The sequence below is a fragment of the Thioclava sp. F42-5 genome (assembly GCF_002213195.1).
GTDB classification, from domain to species: domain Bacteria; phylum Pseudomonadota; class Alphaproteobacteria; order Rhodobacterales; family Rhodobacteraceae; genus Thioclava; species Thioclava nitratireducens.
Window position 1 is genome coordinate 57573 of the sequence record NZ_NBNZ01000010.1, and the last position, 12929, is coordinate 70501.

At 65.5% G+C, this 12929-nt stretch carries 11 protein-coding genes; 9 read left to right on the forward strand and 2 right to left on the reverse strand.

From position 1 onward, the window contains the following. Nucleotides 1-85 precede the first annotated feature (85 nt). Nucleotides 86-2656, reverse strand: coding sequence for an aminopeptidase N (gene pepN / locus B6V74_RS18085; RefSeq protein WP_088723602.1), 2571 nt, complete (start codon nt 2654-2656; stop codon nt 86-88). Nucleotides 2657-2974: 318 nt separating this feature from the next. Between pepN and B6V74_RS18090 the strand changes: the two genes are divergently transcribed. The 9 genes from B6V74_RS18090 (at nt 2975) to B6V74_RS18130 (ending at nt 11804) form a co-directional block, all read left to right on the forward strand. Next, entirely contained in the window at nt 2975-3313 is a 339-nt protein-coding gene (locus tag B6V74_RS18090; RefSeq protein WP_088723603.1) for a hypothetical protein, read from the forward strand. 208 nt (nt 3314-3521) lie between these two features. Then, nucleotides 3522-5687: a malate synthase G gene (locus B6V74_RS18095; RefSeq protein ID WP_088723604.1), complete on the forward strand. Its 2166-nt coding sequence runs from the start codon at nt 3522-3524 to the stop codon at nt 5685-5687. Next, on the forward strand, nt 5684-6106 hold the full coding sequence (locus B6V74_RS18100; protein WP_075775501.1) for a heme-binding protein: 423 nt from the start codon (nt 5684-5686) through the stop codon (nt 6104-6106). Before B6V74_RS18095 ends, B6V74_RS18100 begins: the two co-directional genes overlap by 4 nt. A 145-nt stretch (nt 6107-6251) precedes the next feature. Next, nucleotides 6252-7997 (forward strand): arginine--tRNA ligase, encoded by a 1746-nt coding sequence (gene argS, locus B6V74_RS18105; protein WP_088723605.1) that lies wholly within the window; start codon nt 6252-6254, stop codon nt 7995-7997. A gap of 74 nt (nt 7998-8071) precedes the next feature. After that, on the forward strand, nt 8072-9136 hold the full coding sequence (locus B6V74_RS18110; RefSeq protein ID WP_075775499.1) for an SPOR domain-containing protein: 1065 nt from the start codon (nt 8072-8074) through the stop codon (nt 9134-9136). Next, complete coding sequence (locus B6V74_RS18115) at nt 9136-10137, forward strand: glycoside hydrolase family 3 N-terminal domain-containing protein (protein WP_088723606.1); 1002 nt, start codon at nt 9136-9138, stop codon at nt 10135-10137. Before B6V74_RS18110 ends, B6V74_RS18115 begins: the two co-directional genes overlap by 1 nt. Then, nucleotides 10130-10912: a ScpA family protein gene (locus tag B6V74_RS18120; RefSeq protein WP_088723607.1), complete on the forward strand. Its 783-nt coding sequence runs from the start codon at nt 10130-10132 to the stop codon at nt 10910-10912. The genes B6V74_RS18115 and B6V74_RS18120 overlap by 8 nt, the downstream gene beginning before the upstream one ends. Further along, nucleotides 10909-11574, forward strand: a complete 666-nt coding sequence (gene scpB / locus B6V74_RS18125) for an SMC-Scp complex subunit ScpB (protein ID WP_075775496.1) — start codon at nt 10909-10911, stop codon at nt 11572-11574. The genes B6V74_RS18120 and scpB overlap by 4 nt, the downstream gene beginning before the upstream one ends. Nucleotides 11575-11588: 14 nt before the next feature. Further along, nucleotides 11589-11804, forward strand: coding sequence for a hypothetical protein (locus tag B6V74_RS18130; protein WP_075775495.1), 216 nt, complete (start codon nt 11589-11591; stop codon nt 11802-11804). A gap of 68 nt (nt 11805-11872) precedes the next feature. On the opposite strand, the gene B6V74_RS18135 is transcribed toward B6V74_RS18130, so the two are convergent. After that, the gene (locus tag B6V74_RS18135) at nt 11873-12874 is read right to left on the reverse strand and encodes an aldo/keto reductase (RefSeq protein WP_088723608.1); all 1002 of its coding nucleotides are present in this window, start codon (nt 12872-12874) and stop codon (nt 11873-11875) included. Nucleotides 12875-12929 lie beyond the last annotated feature (55 nt).

Consider the following 12929-nt stretch of genomic DNA (forward strand, 5'->3'; position numbering starts at 1 on the left):
CGTAGCGCGAGAACCCGGCACGGATGGGCCGAGAATGCGGCCAATCCGTGGTCTTCCGGGATCGCGCGCAGGCGCCGAGCGGAAATCAGCCCAGTAGACGCTGCGTCATCTCGGACAGGTCGCGACTGAGACCCGGTTGCGCGGCGATGCGCTCCAGTTGGTCGCGCATCTTGGCGCGCCGGTCTTCGTCGTAGCGCGTCCACGTCTCGAAGGCGGTGGACATGCGGGCGGCGACCTGCGGGTTGACCGGATCGAGCTTGAGCAGCCAATCGGCATAGAAGCGATAGCTCGCCCCGTCCGCACGGTGGAAGCCCGCGTGATTGCCTGACAGCCCCGCCATCAGCGCCCGGAAGCGGTTCGGCGTCTTCCATGTGAAGAGCGGATCGCCGGTCAGCGCCTCGGCGCGCTCCAGCGCCATCTCTGGCGGGCAGTTGGCGAGCTGGACGAGGAACCACTTGTCCATCACCAGCCGGTCGCCCTGCCAGCGGTCGCGGAATTCGGCCATGGCGCTCGCATCCTGTCCGGTCTGCACCAGCGCCGCGAGCGCGCCGAAGCTTTCGGTCATGTTCTCGGCCGAGGCGAACAGGGCACCCGCGCGGGCTCCGCCGTCGATGCGGTTCAAAAGCCGCAGAACGGCAAGGCGCAGCGCCCGCGGGCCAGCCTGCTCCGGGTCGGAGCTGTAGGGCGCCGTCGCTTCGGTTTTGGTGAAAATCTCGGCCAGAAGCGTCTTATGCGCAGTCGCAAGATCGCGGGCGAGCGCTTCGCGCGCCTCATGGATCGCCGCAGGATCGGGCGTCTCGCCCTGATCGTAGAGCGCCTGCGCGATGCTGTCCTCGGAGGGCAGGTTCAGACACAGCGCGCGGAAGGCCGGATCGGCGGATTCGTCGCGCAACAGCGCACCCATCGCATCGGAGAAGGATCGGTCACCCTCTTGTCCCAGAACGCGCCCGATCAGCATCTTCTGGGCCAGCGCACGCCCCGCTTCCCATCGGTTGAACGGGTCGCGGTCATGGGTCAGCAGGAAGGCAAGCTCGGACGTGTCGGCGTCGCGCTCCAGCCGCACGGGGGCGGAGAAATCGCGCAGGATCGAGGGCACCGGGCGCGTCGCGAGCCCGTCGAAGGTGAAGCTCTGCCTCGCCTCTGTCATCTCAAGAACGGTGGATGGCACGACCTCGTCGCCATTCTCGTTGAGCAGCCCAACTTCGATCGGGATGTGGCGCAACGGCTTTTCTTCCTGACCGGGCGTGGGGCGCGTTTCCTGTTCGAATTCAAGCGTGTATACGCCGTCCTTGAAGCTGTCGCGCACCCGTAGCGTCGGCGTGCCCGCATCGGTATACCAGCGCTTGAACTGGCTCAGGTCGCGGCCCGAGCTGTCCTCGAACACCTTCAGCCAGTCCTCGATCGTGCAGGCCTGCCCGTCATGGCGCTCGAAATAGAGGTCGAGCGCGGCGCGATAGCCGTCGGGCCCCAGCAGGCGGTGCAGCATGCCCACGATCTCGGCGCCTTTCTCGTAGACGGTCGCGGTGTAGAAGTTGTTGATCTCGCGGTAATGATCGGGGCGCGGCGGGTGCGACAGCGGACCGCGATCCTCGCGGAACTGCCGCCCGCGCAGCGCCAGAACGTCGTCGATCCGCTTCGTCGCGTGTCCGCGCATGTCGCCGGTGAACTGTTGGTCGCGATAGACCGTCAGCCCCTCTTTCAGGCACAGCTGGAACCAGTCGCGGCAGGTGATGCGGTTGCCGGTCCAGTTGTGGAAATATTCGTGCGCGATGATGCCCTCGATACGCTCGTAATCGGCATCGGTCGCGGTCTCGGGCGAGGCGAGAACCCATTTGGAGTTGAAAATGTTCAACCCCTTGTTCTCCATCGCGCCCATATTGAAGTCATCGACGGCGACGATGTTGAAGATGTCCAGGTCGTATTCGCGGCCGTAAACCTCTTCGTCCCAGCGCATCGACCGATGCAGCGCCTGCAGCGCGAAGTCGCAACGGTCTTCGTCGCCCGGACGGACCCAGATATTCGTGGCGACCTCTCGGCCCGACATCGTGGTGAATGTGCCCGAATGCGCGCGAAGGTCACCCGCGACCAGTGCGAAGAGATAGGCGGGCTTGGGCCACGGATCGACCCATTCGGCATAGCCGTCGCGGTTCGCGACCAGATCGCCATTCGACAGCAGAACCGGCTGATCGCCCGTAATCGTGACGTGGAAGCGCGCCATCACGTCGGGGCGGTCCGGATAGAAGGTAATCTTGCGGAAGCCCTCGGCCTCGCATTGCGTGCAATACATGCCGTTCGACATGTAAAGCCCTTCCAGCGCGGTGTTTTTCGAGGGTGCGATCCGCGTCACGGTCTCCAGCGTGAAGCCTTGTGCCGGCAGAATATCCGGCGGGAGCGTAAGGCCGGTCTTGCTGAGTTGGTATTCGCCGGAGGCCAGCTCGCGCCCGTCCAGCGCGATCGAGACAAGCTCCAGCTCCTCCCCATCGAGATGCAGAGCCGCTGCCGCTTCCCGCGGAGAGAAGGCTAGGCGCGCGCGTACTTCTGTCGCGTCCGGATCGAGCGTGAAATCGAGTCCCACGCTCTCGAGCGTGAAAGGATACGGGCGGTAGTCGATCAGGCGCTTGGGAAGGGCTTGGGTAGCCGTCGTGTCGGCGGGCATTCTTGCGATATTCCTCGTTATTCTCGGCTTGTGTGACGTGGAGCGTTTCGGCGCGAAGGCAAGCGCGCCTTCCGGGGATCGCCTCCTGTTTCGGGCGGGCGCGATCCGGTTTCGCCTCAGTCACGCAGTTCAGTGCCAAGAGTATCCGTCCCGCGCGCCGTTTTCAAAGCGGTTTCGCCGGCAGGGCCAGGCGGTTCGCTGCCGACGGGCTGAACCCGAACCGGGACGACCGCGTTACCCGAAGTGAAGGGGGCCGGATCGATGCGCTCTGCGCCACGGCCCCGACAGGACACTATCGAAGATGGAAGGAGCAATCCGATGTCCGCACCGAATACGAATACAAATGGCGAGAAGAAGAGGCATGCCCCCGCCCTGATCGGCATGGCCATGGTCGTGATACTGGGCGTGGCGGTGATCCTCGTATGGATCGCGATGGCCGCAAATTCCCCGCAACCGACCGGGGCGGGTGCAAACCAGACAGAGGCGCCCGCCGCGACGCAGAACGCCCCGAAAACCGAAGGCGTCGTGCGCTCCGAGCCGCCATCGGCGCCGCTTGACGGGCTTGGTACCTCGACGACCCAGGCGCCCGCGACGACCGGGGTCGGCGAAGGCGGGGTCAATGGTGAGGCAACGCCGGGCGATACGATACAGCAGTAACTCCGGGGCGACGACTGTCGCGCCACAACGGTGATATCAGCGCCGATGCCTCGGCGGGCGGGGTTCGAAAAGCCCCGCCTGCCGAGGCATGCGCGGTTCTCCTGACCGCTTTTCCGTCTCCGCGCCTTCCCGCGTGCTTTCCGTAATCCGCTGGACATTCGCGCCCAGCGGTTTCATCTAATACGCGTCTGAGAAAACGGGAGGCATCATGGCACAGCGGGTCGCGCGAAACGAACTGCAGGTGGCGGTCGAACTGGCCGCTTTCATCGAGGATCAAGCTTTGCCAGGGACCGGCGTCGCGCCGGAGCGCTTCTGGGAAGGGCTCTCGGAACTGTTGCATACGCTGGGGCCGAAGAACCGTGCGCTGCTCGAGACGCGCGAGTCGATCCAGTCCAAGCTCGACGATTGGCATTCGCATCGCCGCGCCGAAGGCTTTGATTTCGAAGACTATAAATCCTTCCTGCGCGAGATCGGCTATCTCCTGCCCGAAGGCGACGATTTCAAGATCGAGACCCCCGAGACCGATCCCGAATTCGCCACCGTCTGCGGTCCGCAGCTCGTCGTGCCGATCACCAATGCCCGCTACGCACTCAACGCCGCGAATGCCCGCTGGGGCAGTCTCTATGATGCGCTTTACGGCACCGATGCGCTTGGCGATCTGCCGCAGGGCAAGGGCTACGATCCCAAGCGCGGCGCCCGCGTGATCGAGCGTGCCAAGGCATTTCTCGACGAAGCCGTGCCGCTTGCGGGCGGAAGCTGGACAGACGTCACCGCGCTGCGCGTGGAGAACGGCGTGTTCTTCGTGGAGAACGCGGTGGGCGAGACGGGGCTGGCCGATCCGGCGCAGTTCCTCGGGTTCAACATCTCCGACGAGGGCGCGCTGTCCGAAGTTCTTTTGGAAAACAACGGGCTGCATCTCGTGATCGAGATCGACCCGACCACCGAAGTCGGTCAGGCCGATCCTGCCGATATCGCGGATGTCATCCTGGAGGCCGCGGTCAGCACGATCATGGATTGCGAGGACTCGGTGGCTTGTGTCGATGCCGAGGACAAGGTTCTCGCCTATGGCAACTGGCTGGGCCTGATGAAGGGCGATCTGCGCGAGAACGTCGTGAAGAACGGCGAGAAGACCGTGCGGCGGCTCGAAGGCGATTATCAGTTCACCGGGGGCGGTGGCGAGAAGATCACGCTGAAGGGCCGCTCGCTGATGCTGGTGCGCAATGTCGGCCACCTGATGACCACGCCCGCGATCCTGACCCGCGACGGCGAAGAGGCCTTCGAGGGGCTGATGGACGCGATGGTCACCACGCTTTGTGCGATGCATGACCTCAAGAAGACCGAAGGCCCGCGCAACTCTGTCACCGGCTCGGTCTACGTGGTGAAGCCGAAGATGCACGGCCCCGAAGAGGTCGCCTTCGCGACCGAGATTTTCGACAAGGTCGAAGAGGTTCTGGGCCTGCCGCGCTACACGGTGAAGCTTGGCATCATGGACGAGGAGCGCCGCACCTCGGTCAACCTCAAGGAATGCATCCGCGCCGCGAAGAACCGTGTGGCCTTCATCAACACCGGTTTCCTCGACCGCACCGGCGACGAGATCCACACCTCGATGCAGGCCGGTCCGATGCTGAGCAAGGGCGAGATGAAGTCTCAGCCCTGGATCGAAGCCTACGAGGATCGCAACGTCGATATCGGTCTGGCCTGCGGGCTCGCCGGCAAGGCGCAGATCGGCAAGGGCATGTGGGCGATGCCCGACAAGATGGCCGATATGCTCGAGGCCAAGGTGAACCATCCGCTCGCGGGCGCGAACTGCGCCTGGGTGCCGTCGCCGACCGCTGCCACGCTGCACGCCACCCATTACCACAAGATCGACGTGAAGCGCCGCCAGCAGGAAATCGCCGCGATGAACCGTCCGGCGCGTCTCGACGATCTGCTGACGATCCCGCTCGCGCGTGGGAAGAACTACTCGGAGGAGGAAATCCGCACCGAGATCGAGAACAACGCGCAAGGCATCCTCGGCTATGTCGTGCGCTGGGTCGATCAGGGGGTGGGCTGCTCCAAGGTGCCCGACATCCATGACGTCGGCCTGATGGAAGACCGTGCGACCTGCCGGATTTCCAGCCAGGCGATCGCGAACTGGCTCGAGCATGGGCTGGTGAGCGAAGGCCAGGTGATGGAGGCGCTACGCAAGATGGCCAAGGTCGTCGACCGTCAGAACGAGGGCGATCCCAACTACCGCCCCATGGCGCCCGGCTATGACGGCTTCGCGTTCCAGGCGGCCTGCGATCTGTGCTTCCTCGGCACGGTCCAACCCTCGGGATATACGGAACCGGTGCTGCATCAGCGCCGCTTGCAAGAGAAGGAGGAACGCGCATGATCACGCTCGAACAGGCGCAGAAGATGATCGAGACCGCGCTGGCGCAAGGCGCGGAGGACGGGCTGAAACCGCTCTCGGCGATCGTGCTGGATGCGGGCGGCCACCCGCTGGCCTTCGCGCGCGCCGATGGCGCGGCGCCGGGCCGCTTCGATATTGCGCAGGCCAAGGCTTACGGCGCGGTGATGCTGGGGATGGGCGGCAAGGCGCAGATGGCGCGGGCCGAGGCGCAGGCCTATTTCATGGCCGCGGTGAACGGCATCTATGACGGCAAGACCTGCCCCGTGCCCGGCGGCGTGCTGATCCGCGACGAGAGCGGCGCGGTGATCGGTGCAATGGGCGTGACAGGCGATACCTCGGACAATGACGCCAAGGTGGCCGTGGCCGGGATCGAAGCCGCGGGCTTCACCGCCGAGGACTGATCACCCTGCCAAGGTTTGATTTCGGGCGGTCCGGCAGGCGATGCCGGGCCGCCCGCGCCGTCTCGGTCCCCGCTTGACCCCCGCTCGGGCCATTGACGCGACCTGCGCGCTCTGGCAGGGGAGAGCGCAAATAAGGACAATGAGAATGCACCTGTTTTCCGACATCCGCGCCGCGGTGATTGCGGCACTCGATCAGATGGTTTCCGAAGGCGCGCTGCCCGAGGGGCTGGACTATGCAAACGTCGCGGTGGAACCCCCGCGCGATCCGCTGCATGGCGACATGGCGACCAACGCCGCGATGGTGCTGGCCAAGCCCGCCAAGTCGAAACCGCGCGACATCGCCGAGGCGCTGGCGGCCAAGCTGGCCGCAGATGACCGGATCGTCAGCGCCGATGTCGCCGGTCCCGGTTTCATCAACCTACGCCTCGATCCGAAGGTCTGGGCTGATGTGACCCACGCCGTTCTGAAAGAGGGTGCGGATTACGGGCGCTCCGATCTGGGCCGCGGCGTGAAGGTGAACGTGGAATATGTCTCCGCGAACCCGACCGGCCCGATGCATGTCGGCCATACCCGCGGCGCCGTCTTCGGCGATGCGCTGGCAAGCCTGCTGGATTTCGCGGGCTATGACGTCACGCGGGAATATTACATCAACGATGGCGGCGCGCAGGTCGATGTGCTCGCCCGCTCCGCCTATGAGCGCTATCGCGAAGCCTGTGGCCTCGAGCCGGAAATTCGCGAGGGGCTCTATCCCGGCGATTACCTGATCCCGGTCGGTGAGGCGATCAAGGCCAAGTATGGCGAGAGCCTGCTCGACAAACCCGAGGAAGACTGGCTCGAAGATATCCGCGAATTCGCGACCGAGCAGATGATGGAGATGATCCGCGAGGACCTCGCCTGTCTCGGCGTGAAAATGGATGTCTTCTCCTCCGAGAAATCGCTCTACGGCACCGGCCAGATCGAGGCGGCGCTGAATCGGCTCGAGGATCTGGGCCTGATCTACGAGGGTGTGCTCGACCCGCCGAAGGGCAAACTGCCCGAGGATTGGGAGGAGCGCGAGCAGACCCTGTTCCGCTCGACCGAATATGGCGATGACGTGGACCGCCCGGTGAAGAAGTCGGACGGCTCGTGGACCTATTTCGCCCCCGATATCGCCTATCACTGGACCAAGATCGATCGTGGCTACGATCTGCTGATCGACGTCTTCGGTGCCGACCATGGCGGCTATGTGAAGCGGATGAAGGCAGCCGTGGCTGCGCTGTCGGATCGCAAGGTGACGCTTGATATCAAGCTGATCCAGCTGGTGAAGCTGTTCAAGAACGGCGAGCCCTTCAAGATGTCGAAGCGCGCGGGCACTTTCGTGACGCTGCGCGACGTGGTGGAGCAGGCGGGCGCGGATGTGACCCGCTTCCACATGCTCACCCGCAAGAACGACGCGCCGCTGGATTTCGATTTCGACAAGGTGCTCGAGCAGTCCAAGGACAACCCGGTCTTCTACGTGCAATATGCCCATGCCCGGGTCTGCTCGGTGCTGCGCAAGGCGGCGGAAGCGGGCTGGGACATGTCCGATGCGCGTCTCGCCGAGGTCGATCTGTCCGGCGAGTGGCATCCGTCCGAGCTGGAACTGGTCAAGAAGATCGCCGAATGGCCGCGTCTTCTGGAGATCGCGGCGCGCGCGAACGAGCCGCACCGGGTGGCTTTCTACCTCTACGATCTCGCCTCGGATCTGCACAGCCTGTGGAACCGTGGCAATGACGAGCCGTCCCTGCGCTTCCTGCAGGAGGGCGACGAGGCCGCATCGGCGGCGAAAATCGCCCTCGCACGAGCCTGTGCCGTTGTCATTTCCGCCGGTCTTGGTATTCTTGGCGTGACCCCGGCTGAAGAGATGCGCTGAACGCACGCCGCCGGGAACAGGCAAATTCCGGGTCAACCGGGCAAGGCCGGGCAACCGGCGGCGAGGCGACGAGCATGACGACCTACGACTACCGCGAGAGTGGGGGTTACGGGCATGAACACCCGCAGCCCCATTACGCGCATCCCGAAGATCCCGTTCCAGAGCGTGCGCCGCGTGTCGTGTCGCGCTGGGTCAACGTGGCCGGGGCACTGACTTCGGTCGCGATGATCGCGGGTCTGGTGGTCTGGGGGTACAAGCTGGCGATGCGCGATCTGAACGGCGTGCCGGTGATCCGCGCGATGGACGGGCCCGCCCGGATCGCGCCCGAAGACCCGGGCGGCGAACTTGCGCGCCATACCGGTCTGGCTGTCAACGACGTGGCCGGCACGGGGCAGGCGGCACCTGCACCTGAGAAAGTGACTCTAGCGCCAAGCCCGGAAGGGTTCACCGACGAAGACAAGCCGATGGGCGAGCTGGCGGCGGAAACGCAGGTCGCGAGCGATGCGTCTGGCGCGGGTGACGGATCCAACCCAGCGTCCAACCCTGCCGTGGAGGCGGCGATTGCGGCGCTCGAGCCTGCCGCGCTCAATGCCGATCCGTCGCAGGTGAAGGATGCGCCCGACATTCCCGTCGAGCCTGCATTGATGAGCCCGGCCATGCCCGAGACGCGCCCCGATGCGGTCGCGCAGGACGCAGCCCCCGAGAGCGACGCAGTCAGCGGTGTGATCCCGGCCTCCGTGCCGGGCGTCTCGCGCTCGCCGCGCCCGCAGTCCAAACCGATGCGCGATCAGCTGCTGGCGGCGGCGCTGGAGCAGGCGGTGACGAAGCAGATGTCGGCCGGGCAAGCGGAGGCTGGCGTCGTCGATCTCGACCCGTCCGAACTGTCGGCGGGCACGCGCCTCGTGCAGGTCGGCGCCTTCGATACGGCAGCGGCGGCGAAGGGCGAATGGGACCGGATCGCCAAGCGCTTCGACGCGCTGATGACCGACAAGAAGCGCGTGATCCAGAAGGCGAGCTCCGGCGGGCGCGATTTCTATCGCCTCCGCGTCGCGGGCTTCGACGACGTGACCGAAGCGCGCCAGTTCTGCGCGGCCCTCGTGGCCGAGCGGCAGAACTGCATCCCGACGCAGGCACGCTGATGGGCGTCGCGGCGATCTTCGGCTGCGAGGGGACCGAGCTCTCCGCGCGTGAGCGGGATTTCTTCCGCGAGGCCGATCCGTGGGGCTTCATCCTGTTCTCGCGCAATATCGATACGCCCGAGCAGGTCACGCGTCTGACCGACGCTCTGCGCGGGGCGGTGGGGGGCGATGCGCCGGTTCTGATCGATCAGGAAGGCGGGCGGGTGCAGCGGCTGCGCGGGCCCCAGTGGCGCGAATGGCTGCCGCCGCTGGAGCAGGCGAAGCAGGCAGGGGCGCAGGCACCGCGCTCCTTCTGGCTGCGCTCGCGGATCATGGCCGAGGAGCTGCGCGCGGTCGGCATTGACGTGAACTGCGCGCCCACCTGCGATATCGCGGGGCTTCTGACCCATCCCTTCCTGCAAAACCGTTGTCTGGGCAAGGATGCGGCGACAGTGATCGCCAATGCCCGCGCCACGGCCGAGGGGCTGCTGGCGGGCGGCGTGCTCCCGGTGATCAAGCATATTCCGGGCCACGGTCGGGCGATTTCGGACAGCCACAAGGATTTGCCGGTGGTCGAGGCCTCGAAGGCCGATCTGATCGCGACTGATTTCGCGCCGTTCAAGGCGCTTTCCGATCTGCCACTGGGCATGACGGCGCATATCCGCTTCACCGCGCTCGACGCGGCTCCCGCGACGCAGAGCGCGAAGATCATCAAGATGATCCGTGAGGAGATCGGCTTCGGCGGGCTCCTGATGAGCGACGATATCGGGATGGAGGCGCTGGCAGGCGGCTTCGGGACACGCACGGCTGCCGCGCTGGCGGCGGGCTGCGATCTGGTGCTCCATTGCAAGGGCGACATGCCCGCGATGGAAGAGGTGGCGATGGCCGCCCCGGCGATGAGCGAGGCCGCACAGGCCCGCGCCGAGGCCGCGCTGGACCGGCGCTTGCCGCCCGAGACAGTTGACATGGCCGCGCTCGATGCCGAACTTGAGGCACTCTTGAGCGGCGGCATGGATGAGTGACACCGAAAATCTGTTCGACTCGCAAACGGTCGCGGATCGGCTTCAGGCCGAGGCGCTGATCGTCGATGTCGACGGGTTCGAAGGCCCGCTCGACCTGCTGCTGACGCTCTCGCGCAGCCAGAAAGTCGATCTGCGCAAGATCTCCGTGCTGCAACTGGCAGAGCAATATCTGGCCTTCGTCGAACGCGCCAAGGCGCTGCGCATCGAACTGGCCGCCGATTACCTCGTGATGGCGGCCTGGCTCGCCTTCCTGAAATCGCGGCTTCTGCTGCCGCCCGATCCGGAGTCCGAAGGCCCCTCGGCGGAGGATCTGGCCGAGCACCTCGCCTTCCAGCTGGAGCGCCTGCAAGCGATGCGCGAGGCGGCGGCGCAGCTGATGGCGCGCGACCGGCTGGGGCGCGACACCTTCGCGCGCGGCATCTCGGAAGAGGTCGAGCGCGTCCGCAAGGTCACCTATTCGGCCTCGCTGATGGACCTGATGCAGGCCTATGCGCGCATCCGCACGCGCGATGAATTCCGCCCCTATGCGTTCGATCGGACCAATGTCTTCACGATGGAGGAGGCGCTGGACCGGATGCGCAGTCTGATCGGTTTCGCCGGTGGCTGGTCGGAGCTGACCACCTTCCTGCCCGACGGGTGGACCGCCGATCCCAAACGCCGACGCTCGGCCACTGCCGCGACTTTCGCGGCCTCGCTGGAGATGGCCAAGCAAGGCCAGATCGAGCTGCGCCAGAGCGATACCTTCCAACCCATTTCGATCCGGAAGAAGACATGAACGACGAGCCGGAACAGACCGAAGAAAAAGAAGAAACCCTCTTTGCCGCGCCGCCCATTGCCGAGCAGGAGCGGATGGTCGAAGCGATCCTCTTCGCCTCTGCCGAACCCGTCCGCATCCGCGAGATGGAAGAACGGATGCCGCATGGTTGCGACCCCGCTGAGGCGCTGGTGCACCTGCGCAAGCGCTACGAGGGGCGCGGCGTGCGGGTGGTGAAGGTCGGCGACGCCTGGGCCGTGCGCACCGCGCCCGATCTCGCCTTCCTGATGCAGAAAGAGACGGTTGAGGAGCGCAAGCTTTCCCGCGCCGCGGTCGAGACGCTGGCGATCATCGCCTATCACCAGCCGGTCACCCGCGCCGAGATCGAGGAAATCCGCGGCGTCGCCGTCTCGCGCGGCACGATCGACCAGTTGCTGGAAATGGAATGGATTCGCTTCGGTCGGCGCCGCATGACGCCGGGCCGACCCGTCACCTTCGTCGTGACGCAGGAATTCCTCGACCAGTTCAGCCTCGAGAGCGCCCGCGACCTGCCGGGTCTCAAGGAGCTGCGCGCCGCAGGCCTGCTGGACTCGCGCCCCCTTCCGGGTGCAGGCTCGGACGACGACGAGGAGGGCGAGGAGGACGAGGTCCAGACCGGCCAGTCCGAATTGTTCGAGGATTGACAGGGGGATATCCGATGAACTTCAACCAGATCATCAACATGGTCATCCGGATGTTCCTGCGCCGGGGGATCAACTGGGGGATCAACAAGGGCATCGGCATGGCTTCGAAGCGCGGCGGCAAGGGCAAGAGCGCGAGCCCGATGACGGCGCAGGAGCGCAAGCAGGCCCAAACCGCACGCGAGGCGGTCAAACGCGCGCGCAAAGCGGCGCGGATCACGCGGCGCATGTGATCTCATGGAAAAGGGCGCCGCCGGATCAACCCGCGACGCCCTTCTTCGTGCTTTCCTCTATTCACGCCTTAGCCGGGTACCGGCGCATCCTTGTGGATCAGCCCGGCCCCGCGCAGGTCCTGCCAGAACTCCGCCGGGATCGGCATGTTCATTGCCGCCACGTCGTCGATCGCCTCGTCGGGACGTCCAAGCCCCACCACCACCGTCTGTACCACATCCGGCGCTTTCGCGAATTGCAACGCGGCCGCGAGCAGATTCACCCCATGATCGAAGGCCACCTCTCTCAGGCGATCGCGCTTCTCCATCCGCTCTTTCGCGATGACACTGTTCTTGTCGCCATAATGGTAACGGTGCAGCCCCGCGAGGAAGCCCGCATTCAGCGCCGAGCCGATGACGAAGCTGTTGCCGTGCTTGCGCGCCGCCGGGAAGACCGTCTCGATCGCGTGGTCATGCTCTACCAGCGAATACTGGCTCGCCATCAGGTGCAGGTCCGGATCGCTGTCTTCCATCGATTTGAGGATCGGCTCGGGTCGGTTCACGCCCATGCCCCATGCCTTGATGACCCCTTGGTCGCGCAGCTCGCTCAGCGTCGCGAAACAGCCCTCGACCGCCTCGGGCCACAGCTCCAGCCAGTCCTTCGGCAGCGCGCCGTTATCGGGCGAGAGGTCGTGCACGAAGACCACGTCGAGACTGTCGAGCCCGGTGCGCTGCAACGTGTCCTCGATCGAGCGGAGCGTGCCCTCGCGGCTGTAGTCGTAGACCTCGATATTGGGCGAGGGGGAGTAGGGCATGAGCTGCTGATTGCGATGCTCGGGCCCCGCTTTCAGGAGCCGCCCGACTTTCGAGCTGAGCACGAAGCTTTCGCGCGGCTTGTGATGCAGGAACTGCCCGTAGCGGCGCTCGGCCAAGCCGACGCCGTAATGCGGCGCCACGTCGAAATAGCGGATGCCCGCTTCCCACGCGGCCTCGAGCGTGTCCGCCGCCTGCCGGTCTGTCGTGACGCGGAACTCGTTGCCAAGCGCAACGCCCCCCATGCCGATCGGGTGCGGGAGTTCGTATCTGTCGGTCATGGGGTCTCCTTTCTGGTGAGCAGGTGGGGCAACGTGAGCGGGGTGATCGGGTTCC